Origin of the sequence: Chitinophaga pinensis (assembly GCF_007896845.1) — a bacterium.
Taxonomy (GTDB): domain Bacteria; phylum Bacteroidota; class Bacteroidia; order Chitinophagales; family Chitinophagaceae; genus Chitinophaga; species Chitinophaga pinensis_C.
Genome location: NZ_VOHS01000011.1, coordinates 112,681 through 135,801, shown reverse-complemented (window position 1 = coordinate 135,801; position 23,121 = coordinate 112,681). Strand labels below are relative to the sequence as shown.

19 protein-coding genes are annotated in these 23,121 nt (G+C 45.9%); 14 read left to right on the top strand and 5 right to left on the bottom strand.

Translation table 11 applies throughout. The features are described 5' to 3' along the window. The first annotated feature begins 1 nt into the window (after position 1). The 4 genes from FEF09_RS13650 to FEF09_RS13635 all read left to right on the top strand — a co-directional run bounded on the left by FEF09_RS13650 (position 2) and on the right by FEF09_RS13635 (position 3,078). The gene (locus FEF09_RS13650) at positions 2-310 is read left to right on the top strand and encodes a hypothetical protein (protein WP_146305634.1); all 309 of its coding nucleotides are present in this window, start codon (positions 2-4) and stop codon (positions 308-310) included. After that, on the top strand, positions 307-1,161 hold the full coding sequence (locus FEF09_RS13645; RefSeq protein ID WP_146305633.1) for a multiheme c-type cytochrome: 855 nt from the start codon (positions 307-309) through the stop codon (positions 1,159-1,161). The genes FEF09_RS13650 and FEF09_RS13645 overlap by 4 nt, the downstream gene beginning before the upstream one ends. A gap of 88 nt (positions 1,162-1,249) precedes the next feature. Then, positions 1,250-2,155, top strand: coding sequence for an SDR family oxidoreductase (locus FEF09_RS13640; protein WP_146305632.1), 906 nt, complete (start codon positions 1,250-1,252; stop codon positions 2,153-2,155). 308 nt (positions 2,156-2,463) lie between these two features. After that, on the top strand, positions 2,464-3,078 hold the full coding sequence (locus FEF09_RS13635; RefSeq protein WP_315898163.1) for a helix-turn-helix transcriptional regulator: 615 nt from the start codon (positions 2,464-2,466) through the stop codon (positions 3,076-3,078). Between the two features lie 72 nt (positions 3,079-3,150). Here the strand turns inward: FEF09_RS13635 and FEF09_RS13630 are convergent, their stop codons facing one another. Further along, positions 3,151-5,361 carry a TonB-dependent receptor gene (locus FEF09_RS13630; protein WP_146305631.1) on the bottom strand — a complete coding sequence of 737 codons (2,211 nt, stop codon included), beginning with the start codon at positions 5,359-5,361 and terminating at the stop codon, positions 3,151-3,153. A gap of 228 nt (positions 5,362-5,589) precedes the next feature. On the opposite strand from FEF09_RS13630, the gene FEF09_RS13625 reads away from it, so the two are divergent. Both FEF09_RS13625 and FEF09_RS13620 read left to right on the top strand, forming a co-directional pair. After that, positions 5,590-7,038, top strand: a complete 1,449-nt coding sequence (locus tag FEF09_RS13625; protein ID WP_146305630.1) for a DUF1080 domain-containing protein — start codon at positions 5,590-5,592, stop codon at positions 7,036-7,038. Between the two features lie 18 nt (positions 7,039-7,056). Continuing rightward, positions 7,057-9,042, top strand: a complete 1,986-nt coding sequence (locus tag FEF09_RS13620; RefSeq protein ID WP_146305629.1) for a c-type cytochrome — start codon at positions 7,057-7,059, stop codon at positions 9,040-9,042. A gap of 323 nt (positions 9,043-9,365) precedes the next feature. Here the strand turns inward: FEF09_RS13620 and dcd are convergent, their stop codons facing one another. Then, positions 9,366-9,902 carry a dCTP deaminase gene (gene dcd / locus FEF09_RS13615; protein ID WP_146305628.1) on the bottom strand — a complete coding sequence of 179 codons (537 nt, stop codon included), beginning with the start codon at positions 9,900-9,902 and terminating at the stop codon, positions 9,366-9,368. A gap of 87 nt (positions 9,903-9,989) precedes the next feature. Between dcd and FEF09_RS13610 the strand changes: the two genes are divergently transcribed. The 7 genes from FEF09_RS13610 (at position 9,990) to lpdA (ending at position 18,502) form a co-directional block, all read left to right on the top strand. Continuing rightward, a complete protein-coding gene (locus FEF09_RS13610; RefSeq protein WP_146305627.1) occupies positions 9,990-10,658 on the top strand; it encodes a 4'-phosphopantetheinyl transferase family protein in 669 nt (222 codons plus the stop codon). Positions 10,659-10,676: 18 nt separating this feature from the next. Then, positions 10,677-11,189 (top strand): shikimate kinase, encoded by a 513-nt coding sequence (locus tag FEF09_RS13605; protein ID WP_146305626.1) that lies wholly within the window; start codon positions 10,677-10,679, stop codon positions 11,187-11,189. A gap of 362 nt (positions 11,190-11,551) precedes the next feature. Continuing rightward, the gene (locus tag FEF09_RS13600) at positions 11,552-11,947 is read left to right on the top strand and encodes a DUF423 domain-containing protein (RefSeq protein ID WP_146305625.1); all 396 of its coding nucleotides are present in this window, start codon (positions 11,552-11,554) and stop codon (positions 11,945-11,947) included. A gap of 154 nt (positions 11,948-12,101) precedes the next feature. Next, positions 12,102-13,499 (top strand): alpha/beta hydrolase family protein, encoded by a 1,398-nt coding sequence (locus FEF09_RS13595; RefSeq protein ID WP_146305624.1) that lies wholly within the window; start codon positions 12,102-12,104, stop codon positions 13,497-13,499. A gap of 83 nt (positions 13,500-13,582) precedes the next feature. Next, positions 13,583-16,216 (top strand): FtsK/SpoIIIE family DNA translocase, encoded by a 2,634-nt coding sequence (locus FEF09_RS13590; protein ID WP_146305623.1) that lies wholly within the window; start codon positions 13,583-13,585, stop codon positions 16,214-16,216. A gap of 92 nt (positions 16,217-16,308) precedes the next feature. Continuing rightward, positions 16,309-16,986: a LolA family protein gene (locus FEF09_RS13585; protein ID WP_146305622.1), complete on the top strand. Its 678-nt coding sequence runs from the start codon at positions 16,309-16,311 to the stop codon at positions 16,984-16,986. Positions 16,987-17,095: 109 nt separating this feature from the next. Further along, entirely contained in the window at positions 17,096-18,502 is a 1,407-nt protein-coding gene (gene lpdA, locus FEF09_RS13580) for a dihydrolipoyl dehydrogenase (RefSeq protein ID WP_146305621.1), read from the top strand. Positions 18,503-19,374: 872 nt separating this feature from the next. Here the strand turns inward: lpdA and FEF09_RS30735 are convergent. Continuing rightward, positions 19,375-19,545 carry a hypothetical protein gene (locus FEF09_RS30735; RefSeq protein ID WP_186774334.1) on the bottom strand — a complete coding sequence of 57 codons (171 nt, stop codon included), beginning with the start codon at positions 19,543-19,545 and terminating at the stop codon, positions 19,375-19,377. A gap of 27 nt (positions 19,546-19,572) precedes the next feature. On the opposite strand from FEF09_RS30735, the gene FEF09_RS13575 reads away from it, so the two are divergent. Next, positions 19,573-20,406: a M57 family metalloprotease gene (locus FEF09_RS13575; protein ID WP_146305620.1), complete on the top strand. Its 834-nt coding sequence runs from the start codon at positions 19,573-19,575 to the stop codon at positions 20,404-20,406. Between the two features lie 153 nt (positions 20,407-20,559). Here the strand turns inward: FEF09_RS13575 and FEF09_RS13570 are convergent, their stop codons facing one another. Further along, a complete protein-coding gene (locus tag FEF09_RS13570) occupies positions 20,560-21,456 on the bottom strand; it encodes a class I SAM-dependent methyltransferase (protein WP_146305619.1) in 897 nt (298 codons plus the stop codon). A 66-nt stretch (positions 21,457-21,522) separates the two neighbouring features. Then, positions 21,523-23,076, bottom strand: coding sequence for a methylmalonyl-CoA mutase (locus FEF09_RS13565; protein WP_146305618.1), 1,554 nt, complete (start codon positions 23,074-23,076; stop codon positions 21,523-21,525). Between the last annotated feature and the right edge of the window lie 45 nt (positions 23,077-23,121).

Sequence of the window (23,121 nt, the reverse complement as noted above, 5' to 3'; positions counted from 1 at the left end):
AATGAAAGGTCTGATATTCCTGCTGATACTTTCTTTCATCGGCATCGGCAGTATCATCTGCACAGCATGGCTTCCAGCTGTTCCGGCACAGAAAATGCCTGCATTTGCAGGTTCTGAAGCCTGTAAATCCTGCCATCATGATATCTTCAATGATACACGTCATACGGCACACTACCTCAGCTCTGCCTTACCTGATGACGCACATATAAAGGGAACCTTTGCACCCGGCAAAAACGAGTTCGTATATAATCAGTGGATGGTACTGGTGCTGGACAAGAAAAAGATGTTTTCCTGCAGACGGCTTATATGAATGGTATTCCCACTGAACAACGTGCCTTCGGTGTAGTCATCGGTTCGGGAAGAAAAGGACAGACTTATCTTTATTGGGATAAAAATCACCTGTATCAACTGCCGGTCTCTTACTATGCGCCTGCCAATGACTGGTGTAATAGTCCGGGCTATCCGCTGAATTATATCCGTTTTGACAGACCAGTTCCCGCCGCCTGTCTGGAATGCCACGCCACCTACGCTGAAGCGCAGGTAAAGAAAGATGGCAGCACAAGTTTCAATAAGAAATCCATCATCTATGGCATAGACTGTGAAAGATGCCATGGCCCTGCTGCCGCACATGTCGCCTTTCATACACAACACCCGGATGAGAAGACGCCCAATAGTATTATCAGCACAAAACAGATGTCAAGACAACAACGCCTTGATGCCTGTGCCTTATGTCACTCCGGATTAAGGAAACAATTGCAACCCGCTTTTTCATTTGTCGCCGGACAAAAACTGGATGACTTTTCAGTACCCAATTACGACGTAGATACTGCCGGCGGACTCGATGTACACGGTAATCAATATGGTCTGCTGACAGCCAGCAAATGTTTTAAAATGTCTGCACAACTTGATTGCAGCTCCTGTCATAATGTACACATTAATGAAAGACACAACATGGCAACATTCTCACAACGTTGTCTTAATTGTCATGGCACACATGATAGCTGCACCGTGAAAGCACCAGCAGGGGTGATGTTAAAAGACAATTGTATCGACTGCCATATGCCGCAATTGCCTTCAAAGAAAATCACCCTGAAGCTGACCAACGCTACAACCACTACGCCGGATCTTGTCCGCACACACCGCATCGGTATCTATCCATAATAGTTGTTTCGGCTAAATTAATAGTGGAAACGGTTAAATGACCCACGCAGATCTATCCCAACTTTGATGTATCAAAATAGTAATCATTATGCGTGTATTTGTAACAGGCGCCTCCGGATTCGTAGGATCCGCAGTCGTAAAAGAATTAATCAACGCCGGCCATCAGGTACTGGGATTGGCCCGATCAGCAACAGCAGCAAAAGTTATCCTGTCTTTGGAGGCTGAAGTATACCATGGAGACCTGACAGACCTGGAAGGTCTAAGAAAAGCTGTCGCTTCAGTTGATGCAGTGATTCACACAGGTTTCAACCATGACTATTCAAAATTTGCAGAAAACTGTGAACTTGATAGTAAGGCAATTGAAGCAATGGGAAGCGTGTTAATAGGAACGAAGAAACCACTTATCATTACCTCAGCTATTGGTGTGCTCTCTTCGGTTGACAGACTCCTGACAGAAGAAGATATGCCTTTTTCCAACAGTCCTAATCCAAGAATAGCGTCTGAATTCGCTGCAGATGCACTGATCGCTAAAGGAGTAAAAGTAGCCGTTGTACGCTTGCCTACCACCGTGCATGGAGAAGGAGACCATGGATTTGTACCCATCCTGATCAGGCTTTCAAAAGAAAAAGGTCATGTTGCCTATAAAGGAGAAGGACTCAACCGTTGGCCGGCAACGCATGTACTGGATGTTGCGCGCTTGTATAGATTGGCAATAGAGAAGGAATTTCCTGCCGGCATAAGATTACATGCAATGGCAGAAGAAGGGCTCTTTTTTAAAGATATAGCAGGTGCTGTCGGAAAAGGATTAAATCTACCCACAGAAGGGAAATCACCGGAGGCAACGGTTGAATACTTCGGATGGTTTTCCCATTTCATTGGATTAAATTGCCCTGCCTCGTCACAGCAAACACGCGCATTCTTTGGTTGGCAACCGCAGCATGTTACTTTGCTGGAAGACCTGCAAGGAGCAGCCTATTTTCCGCTTAAAAAATAATGAATCATGTCTAAGATCCAGCCGTATCATTTTAAGAGCATCTCCGAATTTCACCAGTTTAGAGGATTGCCTCAACCGGAGAACCCTCTGATCAGCCTGATCGATGTGAAAGATTTGTTGTATGTTCCCAACAGCAGTTTCTCATTGATCAATGATTTTTATTCAATATCATTGAAGCGGAACTTTCCGTATAAGGTAAATTACGGCCAACAGTCATATGACTTTGATGATGGGGTACTGTTTTTTACATCACCCGGACAGGTGCTCAGGTTGGAAACTGAAGACAGAAAACTTTCACAAACTACGGGATGGATACTGGCTTTCCATCCCGATCTTCTCTGGAATACACAATTGGCAAAGAAATCAGACAGTATGATTACTTTGATTATGCCGTCAATGAAGCGCTATTCCTCTCCGGTAAAGAAGAGACGCTCATTAACGATATTGTACAACATATCAAAAATGAATACAATGGCAACATGGACCGCTTAAGTCATGGTGTGATCATTGCTCAGCTGGAATTATTGCTGATCTATGCAGAACGTTTTTACCAGCGTCAGTTCATGACACGAAGAATTGCCAGTCATCAGATGCTCTCCAGACTTGAAGATCTTCTGAATAAGTATTTCAATAGTCCTGCGATTACTAATGATGGCCTGCCTTCTGTCAGATATATTGCGGAACAACTGAATATCTCTCCCGGATATCTTAGTAGTTTGTTGAAGTCATTGACCGGACAAAATACACAACAGCACCTGCACAATAAATTGATTGAAGTCGCCAAACAGAAGTTATCCACAACAAACCTTTCTGTAAGCGAGATTGCATATGAACTGGGGTTTGAACACCTGGCTTCTTTCAGTAAATTATTCAAGGCAAAGACAAAAGTCTCGCCACAGGACTTTCGTGCTTCTTTTAACTGATATTGGAAGCGTCTTAATAGAAAAGGCGATTCTTACGAACCGCCCTTCTTTATATTATCATTCCTTCACGGACTAAAATTTATAACTCAGCGTAGCTCTGATGTTAAATGGTGTACCCGGTGTAAAATGTATCTCTGTCACGGGCGCCGCTTCATCCTTCAATCTGCTTTCCGTTGCAAACTGCGTCTCATTCCATGCGGTGTTAAAGATATTCTCCGTAATCACGCCAATCGTAATCTGTTTATACTGATAACTCACATTCGCATCTGTTATACAATAGCCTTTCGCCACGATGCTGTTATCTTCATTCGCCGGACGATGTCCCAGATAACGGGTGTTAATGCCGGCATTGATACCTGAAGGGTGATGCAGACTAACACCGCCTGCAGCTGTCACAACCGGTGCTAAAGGAATGCGATCCTCGCCTTTTGCTTCTTCCGTCGCGCGACCATGTGTATAAGTGAAGTCACCATTGATAAAGATCCATTTACCCAGCTGATAACGTGCGCCCACATCAATTCCCTTGCGGCTGGTTTTACCGCTTGGTTCTACGATACCCGCATCTCCTACATATACAAACTCCTGTTGCAGATACAGGTACCATACCGCCGTATTCACCACCAGTTTAGAGACCGGTTTCCAGATCATACCCAGATCTGCACCATAGGCAGCCGGCAATGTGGATAAACCTTTCTGTTCAACTACTACACGGGTATCATTACTATGGAATCCCTTTCCTAATTTCAGGAAGTATTGGATCTTATCATTCGGATTAAACAGGAAATTCAGTTTCGGACTCACAATAGACTTTCCCTGTGACTGTGTGGCATATGTTGCCGCCAGTTTATCCACATAATCAAACTTGAAATGATCGACACGCACTGCCGGATTAATCAACCATTTTCCCAGTTTATAGTCCGCGCTTACATAAGCGTACAGATTCGTCTCATTCACATCTCCCAGTTTCAATTGCTCCAGCGTCGTTTTTCTGTTCACAGTATGCGACAGTTCAATATCATTGACGTCATCATTACGTAAGCCTACTGCAGCTTTTAGTTCGATCGTGTTTTCACCGGCATACAGGGTTTTATTCAGTTCAGACTCAAATCCGAAAATACTTCTGTTTTCTTTTTGTCTGATCTGATCACCATTCACAGGATCTTCGAGGAAGAAGGTGAAATTAGAATACAGTTCAAAATTATAACGGCTGTAGAAGGCGGTATTCTTAATAAACGTATTTGCATCCAGATGCTTCAGATATTGCAGATTCACATTGGTGCGTCCGGTATGACCACCTTCTGTATTGTCAATTGCGCCGAAACGGGTGATGATACCCGCATCTACCGCACGTTGTGGAATCTGTCCGCTGGCATCCCATTTACTGTTGAAGTGAGACACTGCCACAGATACTTTATCATTGTTATCAAGATAAGCAGTGTATTTCCCGATCAGATTAATACGGTTGAAGTTTTGCGGAGAAATGAAATAGCCGTCGGTCATCTGGTAATCAGCTGCCACATAGGCGGACTGTTTGTTGTCATTGACAAGGTTGAACATGCCCATCGTGCGATAGGTATTGAACTTACCACCTTCTACGGTGATGCTGCTGTTATCCAGTCTTTCCCTTGTTTTGAAAGCGACATAACCTGCTGTTGCGAGGTTGCCTTTATCCGCGTGGTAAGGTCCTTTGTCAAAGTCGATGTTCTCGATTGTCTCAGGTATCAGGAAGTGCAGATCCGCATAACCCTGACCATGTGCATGACTGACCATATTCACAGGCATACCATCTACACTGATATTGATGTCAGTGCCGTGGTCAATATCGAAGCCACGCAGGAAGATCTGTTCTGCTTTACCACCACCGGCATGCTGCCCGATAAAGAGGCCCGGTACTTTGCGCAGCAGCTCCTGTGACGATTTTACGGGATTGGTTTTCAGATCGATGTCTGAAATGATGTTCAGGTGTTTCAGTGAAGTAGTGATGGCTACCTCATTCAGTTGCAGGTCTGATGGCGCAAGGATAATACGCTGGTTCACATCTTTTAAAACGATCATTTGTGTCTTGAAAGCCATCCGCGACACTTTTAAAGAGTCGCCTGTTTGTGCGTCTTTCAAACGGAATACGCCCACTTCATTGGTATGCGTATGGGTACCGGTACGCTGATTGTAAATAGTGACATCCTGTAAGGGGTTTCTCTCCCGGTCATAAACGGTCCCGTTGTATTGCTGTGCAGAGACGCCAAGCGTTAACAGACAAAGGGCTGATGTAAAGATTTTGTGCATAAAGTTGTGTGATTTTGGAAGCGCCTGGGAGGAACAGCGCCTTTCGAATGCGCGAAGATATGAAAAGAGTTAACAATCCGTTAAAGATTTCAGCCATAAAATATTTCCGTTCATCCCATTTTCTTAGCATTTGGTTTGTGTTCGCGACAAACTATCTCTATATTAGCGCCTCGTCAAAAGGTCTCAACATTCTATTATTCCTCTTTTGACTTAATTTATTATAACGTTATGTTACTTAGATCGAAGAATCATGCAAGCCGGTCTCTGATGGGTATCCTGTGTCTCTGTGGTGTGGGTATGACTGTGGCCCATTCTGCTGCTGCGCAGACAGGCAAACTGCCATTGCAGGACCTATCCGCTTTCCGCGAGCCCGGCCAGAGCTGGAGTATCACCAGTGATGCCTCCGCAAAACTGGACAATCCACACGTACTGGACCCTGTAGCTGGTACAGGCGTATTATTCAACATGCCGGATAAAAAACATCCGGGAAAAGACCTTTTCTCCAGCGCCGAATTTGGCGATGCAGATATTGAACTGGACTACATGATGGCGCCCGGTTCAAACTCTGGTATTTATCTGCAGGGCAGATATGAGATCCAGTTGCTGGACAGCTGGGGTACCAAAGCGCCTAAAGCAGGCGATAACGGTGGTATCTATGAGCGCTGGGACGATAGCCGTCCAAACGGTCTGCAGGGTTATGATGGTCATGCGCCACGCGTAAATGCCAGCAAAGCCCCGGGTACATGGCAGCACATAAAGATCTCCTTTATTGCTCCACGTTTTGACGCTGCAGGCAAAAAGATTGCAAATGCGCGTATGCTGCTGGTGGAACTGAATGGTGTAACCATTCAGGAAAACGTAGAACTGATGGGCCCAACCCGCGGTGCTATCGGTGGCGGCGATGAAAAAGCAACTGGTCCTTTACGCCTGCAGGGCGATCATGGCGCCGTTGCATTCCGCAATATCGTGATCAACAAACCTGACGTTTCCCGTCCGGTAAATGAAAGAGACAGAGGGGTAGATCCAATTCTGGTAGATGCACCGGTAAATACTTTACTGCGCAGCTTCATGGATGTAAAAGATAACTACCGTATCGTTCACGCGATATCTGTAGGCTCTCCTGAAAAAGTACATTACACTTACGACCTGGATAAAGGTATGATCGCGCAGGTATGGCGTGGTGAATTCCTCGATGCTACCCCAATGTGGCATGAAAGAGGTAATGGCTGCTCCCGTCCGCGTGGTGCTGTACAGTTCCTTGGTAAATCTTACTTCACACTGAGCAAACTGGCTTCTCCACAGGCTGCATGGCTGACAGATACAACCGGTTCCGGTTTCCGTCCTAAAGGATATGTACTGGATGATAACGACCTGCCTACATTCCGCTATCAGGTATACGGTACTTCCGTATCTGATGTGGTACGTGTAGTAGCTGAAGGACGTGGTATCCACCGCGAATTGTCAGTAGCTGCTCCTGTTGAAGGACTGTACGCTAAACTGGCAGAAGGTGCTGCGATCGACAATCCTTCTAAAGATTTGTATGTAATAGATGGTAAATCGTATTACCTGCAGCTTGAAGATGCAGGTGGTGAGAAACCTGTGATCCGTGACGGTGCAGGCGTAAAAGAACTCATCATCCCTGTTCGCAGTAAACTGAGTTATTCCATCCTTTTCTAATTCCTTTCGACTATTACAATGAAAAACATTTATAAGGCAATCATAAAAAAGACCACCCTGTATTCGCTGCTGATAGCTGCGGCAACGGGTGTTACTTCCGGGGTACGTGCCCAGGAAACGCCTAAAGAAGAAGACTTTTATAAGATCATGAAAGTATCTTCTCCGGAAGGTACCCTGCTGGAAGTGGGTGGTCTGACTGTATTACCTAACGGTAACTTAGGTGTATCTACCCGCCGTGGTGAAGTATATATCGTGGAAAATCCGACCAGCCGCAAGCCTTACTTCCGTAAGTTCGCCAGCGGTCTGCACGAGATCCTCGGTCTGGTATGGAAAGATGGTGCTTTCTACTGCGCACAACGTGGTGAACTGACCAAACTGGAAGATACCAACATGGATGGTAAGGCAGATGTATACGAAACCGTATTTGCATGGCCACTGTCTGGTCACTACCATGAGTACAGCTTTGGCCCGAAACTGGCGCCTGATGGCTCCTTCTTCGTATCCGGCAACGTAGCTTTCGGTAATCAGGAATGGTGGAGAGGTGAAAGCCGCGTTCCATGGAGAGGCTGGATGATGCATATCTTCCCTGATGGTCATATGGAACCTTATGCAACAGGTTTCCGTTCTCCTTGTGGTCTGGGTATGATCAACGGTGAATTATTCTATACCGATAACCAGGGTGACTGGTTCGGTTCCGGTGGTGTATGGCAGGTAAAACAAGGTGATTTCATCGGTCACCCTGCTGGTTTACGCTGGACTAATCAGCCTAACTCTCCGGTGAAGCTGACCACCGAGAAGTTCTACTCTTTTGTGGATGAAGGTCGTCCTAAAGACGCAAATGGTAACTACACCAAACCTGAAAACAGCACTACCGCTCCATTCGTAACTCTGATGGATGTGAAGAAGAATATCCCTGAACTGCGCCTGCCGGCTGTTGTACTGCCACACGGTATTCAGGGTATCTCTAACTCTGAAATCGTACAGATCCCCGAAGGTTCTTTCGGTCCTTTCGCCGGCCAGCTGCTGGTAGGTGATCAGGGTCAGAGTAAGATCATGCGTGTTGTGATGGAAAAAGTAAAAGGTGAGTATCAGGGCGTATCTTTTGATCTGCGTAACGGTTTCCAGTCTGGTGTACTGCGTATGGCATGGTCTAAAGACGGTTCTACTTTATTCGTAGGTGAAACCAACCGTGGTTGGGGTTCTGCCGGTGAAGCAAACGAAGGTCTGCAACGGCTGGTATGGAACGAGAAAATGCCTTTCGAAATGAAAACGATCAAGGCAATGCCGGATGGTTTTGAGATCGAATTTACCTTACCGGTAAATAAGAAATCAGCAGAAGATCTGGCTTCTTATTCCGTAGAAAGCTTTACCTATAAATACCATTCCGTATACGGTAGCCCTATGGTGAATATTGCAAAATGTCCGGTGAAAGGTGTGAAAGTATCTGAGGACGGATTAAAGGCAAGAATCATCGTAGACAGTCTGCGTAAAGATTATGTGCATAATATCACCCTCGAAGGTGTACGTGAAAAAGACAATTCTTATTCACTGGTTCACCCAACCGGTTATTATACTATTCACAACTTCCCTGACGGCGATAAACTGCCTTTAAGCCAGGCAAGCACTTTCAATTCTGCGAAAGTAGCTGCCGCAGCTGCAGCTGATAAAGCTAAAACTGCCGCTAAAGACGCTGCAAAAGGAACCGCTGCTGCTGCAAAAACAGCTACTGCCGCTGCTCCTGCTAAAGCGCCTACTTACGAAGAAGTGAAACCACTGCTGGCAAAATATACCTGCGTAGCTTGTCACAATGCGAGCAAACGTCAGGTAGGTCCTGCTTTCGCAGATGTAGCAAAACGTAAATATTCTGCTGAACAGATCCTGAAACTGCTGGCTAATCCTAAGCCACAGAACTGGCCTGACTATGCGACAGAAATGCCGCCAATGCCACAGGTACCTCGTGCCGATGGTCTGAAAATAGCCAACTGGATCAATTCATTGAAATAATCAGGGGGACTATACTCCGGTTGCAAGCGCCGGGTAATTTTACCTTTAAAAGGGCCGTTCCGCATCAGGCGGACGGCCCTTTTACATTTCCGGGAAGATAAAAAAGTATTAGCAGGGAAGGGATTTCCGACAGAGATGAAGCATAGATGCGTCGTATATACGCCCGGTATACGTCGGGTATAAAGTATGAAAACACTTACAGTAATATCAGATGGTTTTACAAGTGCTTAGTATTCAATGATAAGATGAAAAATAAAAGGCCCCACGGATGCTCCGTGAGGCCTTTCTTAATTATTTTCTGATACTATATTAACAGTATTGTCTTAGAATTGATTTTTCCACATCATACTCTCAACCGGCTTGATCGTGCGGCCATTATATTTGGCGTTACCTTTCTTATTGTAGAAGGTTTCTACATCGCCTTCTACCACAAAGTAGATCAGCTGTCCGATCGGCATGCCTGCATACACACGTACCGGCTGTGCACAGGAAATCTCCAGTGTCCAGGTATTACAGAAGCCTACATCACCTTTACCGGCAGTAGCGTGAATGTCGATACCAAGACGGCCGGTGCTGGATTTACCTTCCAGAAATGGTACATGGGCGTGGGTTTCGGTGTATTCGAGGGTCACACCAAGATAAAGCGTACCGGGTTGCAGCACATACCCTTCTTCCGGTATTTCGAAATGCTCGATCTCGTTGTGTGCACGGGCATCCAGTATTCTGTCCTTGTAAGTTGCCAGGTATTTGCCCAGATGTACGTCGTAAGAGTTGGTGCCGAGATATTTCCGGTCATAAGGCGAAATAACGATGGTGCCTTTTTCAATTTCCTCCAATATCCTTTTGTCTGACAGGATCATAGATCGGGTGTAATTAATTTTGTTGTCTTAATGAGTAGTTAGTATAATGCATTCTGCATTCAGCTTTTTGCATTAATTTGGCAAGATATGCCATTAATACGTACCATACAAATAAACCCCGGCTGCCGGCTGGGGGTGTGGAGAATAGAAGAGGATGAGGCTTTTTTCCGGGAGAAGGTGAATATCTCTCCGGCCATACATCATCCGCATAAGCGATTGCAGCACTTTGCAGGCCGCTATCTGCTCCAGGAATTATTCCCGGGCTTTCCGCTCTCAAGCATACAGATTATGCAGAGCCGTAAACCCTACCTGGAATGCAACAGTCTGCATTTTTCCATCTCCCATTGCGGGGATAATATCGCTGCCATCGTCAGCAGTAACGGCGCTGTAGGTATTGATATTGAAGATGTAAAACCCAAGATAGAAGCAGTCTCCCACAAGTTCCTGTCGCCGGAAGAGCGTGCTTTTATTGATCCTGTGAACGCCTTGCCCCATAAGACCGTCTGCTGGAGCGCTAAAGAGGCCGTTTATAAGTGGTATGGACTGGGAGGAGTTGATTTTAAAGAAAATATGCAACTTGCCCCCTTTATTTTTCAACCAACAGGCTTTATTACGTGCAATTTTAACAAAGTGGATAAAAATGCACGGTTATATTTGCAATATCTCATGGAAGATGAACTGTGTCTGACCTGGACAAACGACGCCGAGGATCTCACAGTTCCCGCCATAACAGAGAACACAGCTTCAGGACATTAATGTTTAAAAACTGGTATTTTGAAAATCTTCTTACTCGGCTTTATGGGCGCCGGCAAAACTTACTGGGGAAAACAGCTGGCAGAACACCTGTCACTGCCCTTCTATGATCTGGATGATGTGATCGTCGAATCAGAAGCAATGTCCATCAGCGATATCTTTGCGACTAAAGGAGAAGACTATTTTCGTCAGCAGGAAAACTACTGGCTGAAAGAATTATCCCGCAATGAAAGCTTCGTAATTTCCTGTGGCGGCGGAGCTCCCTGCTTTCAGGATAATATGGACATCATGAACGAAAATGGCGCTACCATCTGGCTCAATCCCAAATTATCCCTGATCGTGGAACGCCTCAAACGCAAAAAGTCCAAACGTCCCCTGATTCAGGATCTCGACGATGATGAACTGCTCGCTTTCGTTGAAAAGAAACTCGCAGAACGTATTCCGTTCTACGAACAGGCACAGATCACCATCGCTGAATCCGAAACAATCAACCTCGACTCTTTCACACAAAAACTGGCTGATATCAAGGCATAAGTGAAAGTAGTATACAGGTCTGATCAGTTTCTCTGCAAAGTCTTGGCTATGCACATCCGTAGCACTCCTGAAGCTGCGGCACTGCGCACAGAAAAGGCAACAGATTACTGCGGATAAGCGGGTGCAATTACATAACAGTATAGCCGGGACCGGCATCACAGGATACCATGTAGTTTCAAAATACCACAACCGTCATTTCCAGTAGTCCCATTAAATTGCGCTTACCGGATATCCTGACTAATGTCATAGTCCCTCTGTATGGAAAATACTAATATCGCGCTGCTTTCAGCAATGAAACCAACGCTGTAACAAGTACCACAAACAGGCAATACTATTATCACATAACAAACATCAATCTATCAATGCATAAGGGATTTCTCATCATCGCTTCGGTATTAGGCGCGCTGGCCGTAACATTGGGCGCATTCGGCGCACATAAGCTGAAAGAGCTTGTACCTCCGGAAACAGTCAGCACATTTCAGACAGGCGTTACTTATCAGTTCTATCATACCTTCGCCCTGCTGGTAGTAGGTATCCTGTTTATACACCTGTCACCGGCAGCCGCAGGTTTGCTCGAATGGGCAGGCCGTTGCTTCTTCATTGGCGTCATCCTGTTCTCCGGTTCACTGTACATCCTGACCATGCTGAAAGCCACGGAAACCGTAGGTCTCAGCAAAATCGGTATCGTGACGCCTATCGGTGGCCTCTTCTTTATCGCCGGTTGGGTTTGTCTCATACTGGCTTTACTGAAGAAATAAGCTTGTTGACACAACTACACAACATTCAGTAATAAACGACACTATCCAGGGGCTGGCCACAATGGCTTAGCCCCTGTAATTTTAACATCCGCTATACACTTGACAGCACGATAATTGCTGCATACCGGATCATCAAAAACACAAAGCTCAAACCATGCTCAGATATCTGATTATCATTTGCCTTTTTATTACAGGAACAGTGACAGCACAGGACATGAATGGCAACTGGTACGGCGTTTTCACCACTCCACAGGGTCAGAAACAACGTTTGCAGCTTCAGTTGTCCCGTGGTGTCGGTTATCAGTTGAAAGGTGTGCTCAAAAGTCCCGATATCGCTGCGGATGATATTGCACTGGACACCGTCTGGTACAAAGGCGGATACCTGAATTTTACCATCAATAAGATCAGTCTTAAATACAGCGGTAACTGGAATAGTATCAGAAGCCGCTTCGAAGGCGCTTTCGAACAGGTCGGCAATAAAACCGCGCTCAACTTCTCCCGCGATGACGTCAAAGACCTGACCGTTACCCGTTTTCAGGATCCTGCTGTCAATACCGTTTATGATGCAGAAGAAGTAAAATTTGTCAATCCGGTAGATAAAGTACTGCTCTCCGGTACCTTCAGCCATCCGGGTGTAAACGGCCCGTTCCCGGTGATTATTCTGATCTCCGGCGCCGGACAACAAAACCGTAACAACGAAGTGCTGGATCACCGTCCATTTGCCGTACTGACAGATTATCTGGTAAAACATGGTATCGCAACGCTTCGCCTCGATGACCGGGGAGTAGGAGAGAGCACCGGCAACTACGACTCTTCCGGTATTTTCAATTTTGCAGAAGATGCAAAGGCCGCCGTTGCATGGTTGCGTAAAAACAAACTCGCAGATACCGCCGCTATCGGATTACTCGGTTATGCGGAAGGAGGTGCTGTTGCACAAATCGTGGCAGCCGCAGATTCTAATATCGCATTCATTATCAATATGGCCTCTCCCGGACTGGATGGTCGTGAAGCATATAACCGCCGCCTTGTACAGACAGCCCTCGCATACGGTGAAAAAGAAGCTTATGTGGAAGGATATGTCAGTAGCTATCAACGCTATCTGAATGTGCTCGCCCTGACCAATGATCCCGCCGAAAGACAACGTAAAGCCTTCGCAGAACTGACCGCTATCTATAACCATTTTGGAGATAGTTCTAATACTGTTGGCAGACAACACTTTATAGAAACTACCTATGCCGTGGACACAAAAGCAGAAGCTTTATCCCTGCTCCAATATGATCCCGCTGCTTACCTCTCTAAAATAAAATGTCCCGTGCTCGCTATTAATGGCTCAGAAGACATCTTCAATGAAGCTACCTCCAACTTGAAAGGCATCGAAAGCGGCCTGATAAAAGGTGGTAATCAATTTGTTACTATACGGACATTCGCCGGACTTAATCACCTTTTTCAGCGTTGTAATACCTGTAGCACGGAAGAATATGCCACCATCGACGAGACAATAAACCCTGCCGTATTGGAGTTTATCACAAGATGGGTACAGTTGTTGTACTAACGGCGGCTGTATGCTAATTCCTAACCAAGAATTAATTTCTTAAATATGATTAAGCGTCCGTAATTTTGGGACGGCTATAACGTATGTCTAAAAATAAACTGAAAACAGAAAAACCGGAGAGTAAGAAACCTCGAAGCAGTGACCCCAACGTACTAAAGCAGGACAAAGAAGCAGAGGTAAAAGTAAAAGAATTAGTCAAGGACGAGAGAACCCATAAAGTTTTGGGGGTGATCTGCTTGTTGTTATCGCTCTACTGTTTTATCGCATTCACATCTTATCTCTTTACCTGGGAAGAAGACCAGGATAAGGTATTTCGCTATTCCGCCAGCATCCTGCTGATGGATATGGATAGCGTAAGGGTGGAAAACCTCCTCGGAAGGTTAGGGGCCTTCGTCTCTCATTGGTTCTTCTATAAAGGTTTTGGTATCGCATCCTACCTGTTTTGCTACCTGTTCTTTATCCTCGGTGTCAACTTTGTTGTAGGACGCAGGGTATTCCGCGTGTGGCGAAATTTTAAATACATCCTTTTCGGCTTACTGTTCATCAGTACAACAGCTGCCTTCGTATCTTCCTTTTCCGACTTCCCATGGGGAGGCGCAATGGGTGATACCGTAAACCACTGGATGATAGGCTTCCTTGGAAGGGCAGGAGCTGCCTTGTTGTTATTGGTAGCCGGATTGTCATGGCTGATCTGGAAATACAATCTTGATTTCAAATGGCTGGAAAAACAGTTCAAAGCGAAACCTAAACCAGCTGTTGCACCAGCCGCTACGCCGGAACCTGCTGTAATAGCAGTGACGCCGATGGCGAATAATGCAGCCGCTAATAACACCAGACAGAAAGAAAAAGAAAAGGAGAAAGAAAGAACCAGAAATACACTCAAAGATTCAAATGTAGCAGTTATCCCACCGCCTGATGAAGAAGATGAACTGCCGGAAATGCAGCTCATTGAACGGGGCAGCGCTTCTATTACCCTGATTCCGCCGGCACATACACACATACCGGAAGAAGTGGAAGATGAGATCGAAGAAGAACCGGAAGAAGAGGAAGATCCGGGACCACTGCTGTATATCGAAGAAACCGTCGAGCAGACAAATGCACGTCGTAACAAGAAGCCAAATACAGAAGATGTTGCGTGGGAAATCAAACCTCCCGTAGAAGAAAATGAAGATGAAGCAGAAGAGGCGCCGAAAAGACCTCCTGTTCAACAGGATCCTTACGAGCCAACCCTTGACCTGCGTGACTATAAATACCCTTCTCTGGAATTGCTGGATAGCCACAATACCGAGAAGATCGTACAGGATGCCGGAGAACTGGACAGAAATAAAGACCAGATCATCAACACCCTGAAAAACTATGATATCGCTATTCAGAAGATCAGCGCGACTGTAGGTCCGACCGTAACCCTCTACGAAATCGTACCGGCTGCCGGGGTGCGTATCTCCCGTATCAAAAACCTGGAAGATGATATCGCCCTCAGCTTGTCAGCATTGGGTATCCGTATCATTGCGCCCATCCCGGGTAAAGGTACTATTGGTATTGAAGTGCCAAACGTGAAGAAAAGTCTGGTATCACTCAGAAACCTGATCGCTTCTGAGAAGTTCCAGCAAAGTACCATGGAACTGCCGATCGCTATTGGTAAAAAGATTGATAACGAGAACTTTATAGCCGATCTGGCCAAAATGCCACACTTGCTGATGGCAGGGGCTACCGGTCAGGGTAAATCTGTGGGTATCAATACATTATTAGTATCTCTGCTCTATAAAAAGCATCCTTCCCAGCTGAAGTTTGTACTGGTCGATCCAAAGAAAGTGGAGCTCTCCCTGTATAAACTGATTGAAAAACACTTCCTCGCCAAACTGCCGGGAGAAGAGGATGCCATTATTACAGATACCAAAAAAGTGATCCATACCCTCAATGCTCTCTGTATTGAGATGGACCTTCGTTACGACCTGCTGAAAGAAGCGGGTACCCGTAATATCAAGGAATACAATAACAAATTCGTTCAACGCAGACTGAATCCACAGCGTGGACACCGCTATCTGCCGTTTGTCGTATTGGTGGTGGACGAGTTCGCCGATCTGATCATGACAGCCGGTAAAGAAGTGGAAATGCCGATCGCCCGTCTGGCACAGCTGGCCCGTGCGGTAGGTATCCACCTGATCATTGCGACACAGCGTCCTTCTGTAAATATCATTACCGGTACGATCAAAGCCAACTTCCCGGCACGTATCGCATTTAAGGTATCTTCCAAGATCGACTCGCGTACCATTCTGGATACCGGTGGCGCCGAGCAGCTGATCGGTCAGGGTGACATGCTCGTGTCGTTCAACGGTGAACTGGTACGTCTGCAGTGTGCTTTTGTGGATACACCGGAAGTGGAAAGAGTGGCAGAATATATCGGGGAACAGCGCTCTTATCCGGAAGCGTACCTGTTGCCTGAATATGTGGATGATAAGGATATGGAGGGAAAAGAGATCAGTCTGCAGGACAGAGATCCGCTCTTCGAAGAGGCTGCCCGCGTGATCGTACAGAACCAACAGGGGTCTACTTCATTACTTCAACGCCGTATGAAACTGGGTTACAACCGTGCAGGCCGCCTGATGGATCAGCTGGAAGCAGCAGGTATCGTCGGACCGAATCTTGGTAGTAAGGCGAGGGAGGTGAATGTGAAGACAGAGGCTGACTTAGAGGAGATTCTGAACGATCTCGGCTGATAGTCGTACTTTTGGCTTTATATTAACTTTAGAAATAAACCTATCGGCACAACATTTGTCAAACTAACAGCAAGAAACAAAACTTACGAAAAATGAAGAGAATTTTATTACTGGCCATGTTGACGGGCGGAATTGTAGTGAATGGCATGGCACAGACGAAGACGCCAGTGGGTAGTCTCGGTAAAAACGATCCTAAGGCAAAGGCAATACTCGACGGGGTGAGCAAGAAATTTTCCCAGTTGAAATCGGTAGTCGCTAACTTTGTTTTGAAAGTTGAAGGCGCCAATAATAGCGTAACTGACTCCAAAAAAGGTACTGTTTACCTGAAAGGAGCGAAATATAAAGTGAATCTGGATGGTCAGGAACTGATCAGTGACAACAAAACGACCTGGACATACACAAAAGATGCTAACGAGGTAACAATCAATAATGTAGATCCCAATAGCACCTCCCTGTCTCCGGCTAAACTGTTCACGAACTTCTACGATAAAGATTATCTGTACCGCCTCGATGGAGAAACTACTGAAAAAGGCAAAGTGCTCCAGAACATCGAAATGACGCCTACAGACAAATCAAAGAATGTATTCAAAGTGATCGTTTCTATCGATAAGAAAGGCCAGAACATCGCAAAGATGAAGGTTTACGAGAAAAACGGTAATCATTATACATATGAGATCACCAACTTCACACCAAACGGAAGCGTGACCGACGCTACCTTTAGCTTCGATCCTAAAAAATACCCGGGTGTAGAGGTAGTTGACCTCCGCTAAAATATTGATGGGTCTTCGCGACCGAAGACGAGAAAAGCCTGGCTATTTTTGGCCGGGCTTTTTACATTTTATTGTTACCTTTGGCAAGTTTAAATTAAAATTAAGCAATATGGCATACGACGTAATCGTAATTGGTAGTGGCCCTGGTGGATATGTGGCTGCTATCCGTGCTTCTCAGCTGGGATTTAAGACGGCAATAGTTGAAAGAGAGAGCCTGGGCGGTATTTGTTTGAACTGGGGCTGTATTCCCACGAAAGCATTATTGAAGTCCGCACAGGTGATGGAATATATACAGCACGCCAAAAATTATGGAATTAACGCAGGCGAAAGTACCGCTGACTTTGATGCCGTAATTAAACGTAGTCGTGGCGTGGCTGACAAGATGAGTAAGGGCGTTCAGTTCCTGATGAAGAAAAACAAGATTGACGTACTGGTAGGTAACGGTAAGCTGAAATCCAAAACTCAGGTAGAAGTAACTGATAAGGATGGTAAGGCTGCTGTACATGATGCGAAATACATTATCCTGGCAACCGGTGCTCGTTCCCGTGAACTGCCAAACCTTAAAATAGATGGTAAGATGGTAATTGGCTACCGTGAAGCAATGGTACTGCCAAAACAGCCTAAATCCATGATCGTTGTAGGTTCCGGCGCAATCGGTGTTGAATTCGCTTATTTCTACGCAACTCTGGGCACTAAAGTGACCATCGTTGAGTTCATGCCGCGTATCGTTCCGGTTGAAGACGAAGATATCTCTAAAGAACTGGAGAAAATCTACAAGAAGAAAGGTATCGAAGTGATGACCAATGCATCCGTTGAAGCTGTTGAAGCAAACGGTGAAGGCGTGAAAGCAAAAGTAAAAACTGCAACGGGTGAAATATTCCTCGAAGCTGACGTTGTACTGAGCGCTGTAGGTATCGCTGCTAATATCGAAAACCTGGGCCTCGAAGCACTGGGTATCAAAACTGATAAAGGTAAAGTACTGGTTGATAAATACTACCAGACAAATGTACCGGGCGTTTTCGCTATCGGTGACATGGTTCCGGGTCAGGCACTCGCACACGTTGCTTCTAAAGAAGGTATCATTTGCGTGGAAGCAATTGGTTACAACGAGAAGAAATACGCGCACAAACCTGAGCCTATCGACTACATGAACATCCCAGGTTGTACTTACTGTGCACCTGAAATCGCTTCTGTAGGTTACACTGAGAAAGCAGCAAAAGAAGCTGGTTACGAAGTGAAAGTAGGTAAATTCCCATTCTCTGCTTCTGGTAAAGCAACTGCTGCTGGCGCTACTGAAGGTTTCGTAAAAGTGATCTTCGATGCTAAATACGGCGAGTGGTTAGGTACCCACATGATCGGTGCAAACGTTACAGAGATCATCGCGCAGACAGTAACTGCACGTAAACTGGAAACTACTTATCAGGAAGTACTGGATTCAATTCACCCGCACCCAACTATGAGCGAATCTGTAAAAGACGCTATAGAAGTGGCTTACGGCGAAGCAATTCACCTGTAATCTGAAGTATTCAAATTACTTTATAAAAAGAAAGAGCGTGCCGCGAGGTACGCTCTTTCTTTTTATAATTAAAAATCATGAATTAACAATTACGTTCAAAGTGCATCCTTACATCCTATACACCCTATAACTCATCACCACCCCAAAAGCCAAAAGAAACGCAGGAATAAAGCAAAGGCTTTCAGATGGTAAAGCGGACCTTAGCCCGTCCTCTGCATACAACTAAAGCACACCAAAGCCCCAACCCACAGCCCATTCCCAATGCTCAATCATGCACTTAACGGGCACCAGTCCGCGACACCATCTGAAACCGCCGTGTATCCCCCTGCCTATAACTCACCACCACCCAAAAGCCAAAAGAAACGCAGGAATGAAGCGAAGGCTTTCAGATGGTAAAGCGGACCTCAGCCCGTCCCCTGCATACAACTAAAGCACACCAAAGCCCCAACCCACAGCCCATTCCCAATGCTCAATCATGTACTTAACGGGCACCAGTCCGCGACACCATCTGAAACCGCCCCTGCCTGCAACTCTGATAATTTGTCCATCCTATCTCTCATTTCGACTTTATTCACCTCATTCTGCATAAACCTCTAAGCACCTCTCTGCGTCATTCTCTGTTCTTTTTTTACCCCTGACTTTTATTTTCTGAGAATCATGGAATGTTGTAAATTCAACGTCGAGCAACTGAAATCTAAACAAACGAGCACTAAGTCACCAGAAAATCTACTTCCGGAACACCCGGAGTTAACCAGAATTATTTATTAATTGAAAATCCGGCAATGACGCGATAAACCGCTCGTATCTGCGTGTCTTGCAATGACAAAAAACCAAAGCATGAGTTAAGTAATTATCTGTCAGGTTAGCTATATCTACTGATGAACAATGTTATTATTCCGTAGGAATAACTTATCTGCGTTTGCCTGCTCGATCAGCAGGGAGAAACTGTACTGTCTGTCACCAGCTGTCATACAGAGACGTCCCACAACATACGCAGTCCTCACAACATCTGTCATCAGCTGATCAGCTAATAATATCTTCATTTTATCAGAACCCAAATCTTAAAATGTATGCGTAAACACACATTAACAGCACTCGTATGCCTGCTGGCGGGAGCCGCTGTCTGCATTGTTTCCTGTAAAAAGGACACCACACCATCTGCATCCGTGAATCAATCCGGTGTATCACAGGCCACATTGGATAAGATCAGTGCACTTGGTTTCAGCACTGCTGACGTCCGCAAATTCGATGGGAAGTATCTCGTGGAAGGAGATATCCTGCTGAGTGATGCTGACCTGAACACTAAAGCAAACAGTCCTTTTCTGACCACTGCCAAAGAAGAGCAATATCGCACAAATTATGTGGTAACCGGCCTCCCACGTCAAATCACTGTAAGAGTTGCATCCAGCCTCGGTAGCGCTTTCGTAGCCGGTACAGATACCGCTATTGCACGTTACAACAGACTGGGACTGACCCTCACTTTCAGACGTATTACCAGCGGCACTGCCAACATCACGATCTCTGGTTTTAATCAGGGTCCAAGTGGTGGCTTTATTACACTCGGTTCTGCCGGTTTCCCTACCAGCTCCGGTAATCCGTACAACTCCATTCTCATGAATACCAACTCCGCAGCATATGGCAGCAATCCGAATGTGCTGTATGTAGGTTCTGTTATTCAGCATGAAATTGGTCACTGTATCGGCTTCCGTCATACCGATTATTTCAACCGTGCGCTGAGCTGTGGCGGTAGTGCTTCAAATGAGGGCTCAGCTGGTGTAGGTGCTATCCTGATTCCGGGTACACCAAGCGGCAACAGCGCTAACTCCTGGATGCTGGCCTGCTCTAATGGTGGTAACCGCACCTTCAACGCAAATGATATCGTAGCACTGAACTATTTGTATTAATTAATAAGATCCCTTATTAGCTGATGCATGAGCAAATGACGATAGCCTGCTGACAGTATCACTGTCATGGCTATCGTCCCTAATAAAAAAAGCAGCGATAATAACCCTAAGCTATTATCGCTGCTTTTTTATTTTGATTGTTGATGTTAGTCTTTAATCTGCTTTACATTCGTAGACAACAGAACTGCATCTGTCTACATGCTTCAGCCCTTTTCTATAAGACCTGAAACCGTTCCAGAAGCCTTTAAACAGACCGTTACCGCCTGTTTTGTATTTCTCGCTCAGCAGACTCACATAAAACCCGTCAAATACCATCGGATGTTTTCGCACAATCCTGATCTTGTGCTGCTTCAATAACTCTTCCATAGAAGAAGGAGAGAAGTGATATAAGTGACGGGGTACATCATATGCTGCCCACAGCTCCTTATAATGCTCCGCATCAGGAGAAGTGTAGTTAGGTACAGCAATGATCAGCGCACCTTCCGGTTTCAGTAAAGTCCTGATCTGTCTCAGATAATCATGCAGGGAATGCACGTGTTCCAATACATGCCACATCGTGATGGCGTCATATTGTTGTGCCGGAAGATGGAACAGTTCTGAAGAAGGCAGCGGTTCTATACCATAGAGTGTTTTTGCATTACTTCTCGCTGTATCATCCGGTTCAAGTCCTGTTACCTCCCAGTTTAATTGTTTCATATAGTGAAGGAAAGCACCTGTACCGCAACCAATATCCAGTAAAGAACCCTGTTTCAGACCAGTGGCAGCCTTTACCCAGTTCTGTTTGGAGCGCATGGTGATCTTCCTCACGCTGTGATATAAACGATTGATTAAGCCTTTTTTAGTCTCGGAATGTGAAATGTATTCCTGTGATTGATAGTAACGGCCAATCTCTGCACTGCCGGGGACATGCTGCGTGAAACGTCCGCTGCAATGTCCGCAATGAAAAATGTCGAATGTTTCGCCCGATACTGTATGATCTTTGGCCGCAAGTACTTTGTGTATATTGCCTGACCCACATACCGGACAGGCTTTATAATAAATCGAAGACATGGCCCGAAAATACAATACAATTACGAATTACGGATGACAATTGAGAATGAATTGATAATTAGCGCACTATATGCCCTTATGCTCTCCCCATACCTTTCTCAGTGTATCGGCGATCTCTCCGAGTGTACAATAATGTTCTACTGCTTCCACTACGATCGGCATCAGATTTTCTGTAGTATGCGCCGCTGCTTCCAGTCGCTCCAACAGGGCTGCTACCGCCGTATTGTCCCGTTTAGCCCGTAAGGCCTGTAGTCGCTCCGTCTGTACTTGTCTGATACTATCGTCGATACGGAATACTTCCTCTGTGGATGGCTCTTTCACGGCAAACTTATTCACACCAACGATCACCTTTTCTCCCGACTCAATTTCCTGCTGATAACGATATGCGCTACGTGCAATCTCCTCCTGCATAAATCCCTGTTCGATAGCTGCCACAGCGCCTCCCATCACATCGATCCTTTCGATCAGTTCCCATGCTCTGGATTCCACTTCGTTGGTCAGCGCTTCCACATAGAAGGAACCCGCCAGCGGATCAACAGTATCTGCAATACCGCTTTCGTATCCGACAATCTGTTGTGTACGCAACGCAATACGCGCAGCAGCTTCTGTTGGCAGCGACAGCGCTTCATCATAACCATTGGTATGCAGCGATTGTGTGCCGCCCAATGTGGCCGCCAGCGTCTGTACAGTCACCCGTACGATATTGTTATGTGGCTGTTGTGCGGTAAGCGTGCTGCCACCAGTCTGTGTATGAAAACGTAGCATCTGTGCCTTCGGATCTGTAGCGCCCATACCTTTGGTGATATGTGCCCACATACGTCTTGCAGCACGGAATTTTGCGACTTCCTCAAACAGGTGATTATGTGCATTGAAGAAGAAGGAAAGGCGACGGGCAAATACATTGATATCCAGCCCGCGTTCCAGCGCCGCTTTTAGGTAGGCTTTTCCGTTGGCAAGCGTAAAAGCCAGTTCCTGTACCGCATTGGCGCCCGCTTCGCGGATATGATAACCGGAGATGGAAATCGTATTCCATTTAGGCACTTCCCGGCTGCAATAATCAAAGATATCGGTGATCAGCCGCATAGAAGGTTTTGGGGGATAGATGAAGGTGCCACGGGCCGCATATTCCTTCAGAATATCATTCTGAATGGTACCGGACAGCTTTTTCAGATCCGCGCCCTGCCTTTTTGCCAGTGCGATATATAAAGCGAGTAGTATAAAACCAGTGGCGTTGATGGTCATGGAAGTGGAGATCTCTTCCAATTGAATGCCTTTAAACAGGCGCTCCATGTCTTCAATACTGTCAATGGCCACACCGACTTTACCGACTTCCCCTTCTGACATCGCGTGGTCAGAATCATAACCGATCTGGGTCGGCAGATCAAAGGCCACACTAAGGCCCATTACGCCCTGTTGTAAAAGATAGTGGTAACGTTCGTTGGAAGCTTCTGCCGTACTAAAGCCTGCATATTGCCGCATCGTCCACAGTTTATCCCGGTACATAGAGGCATGAACACCCCTTGTAAATGGGAATTCGCCGGGCAACTCCTGCATGGGTACAGTTTCCGTATATACTGGAGCAATTGGGATACCGGCATCTGTTTTGATGATATTTTCCATAATGTGTTTTTCGTGGAATAAATGTAGTAGTAAGAGCAATGTTAC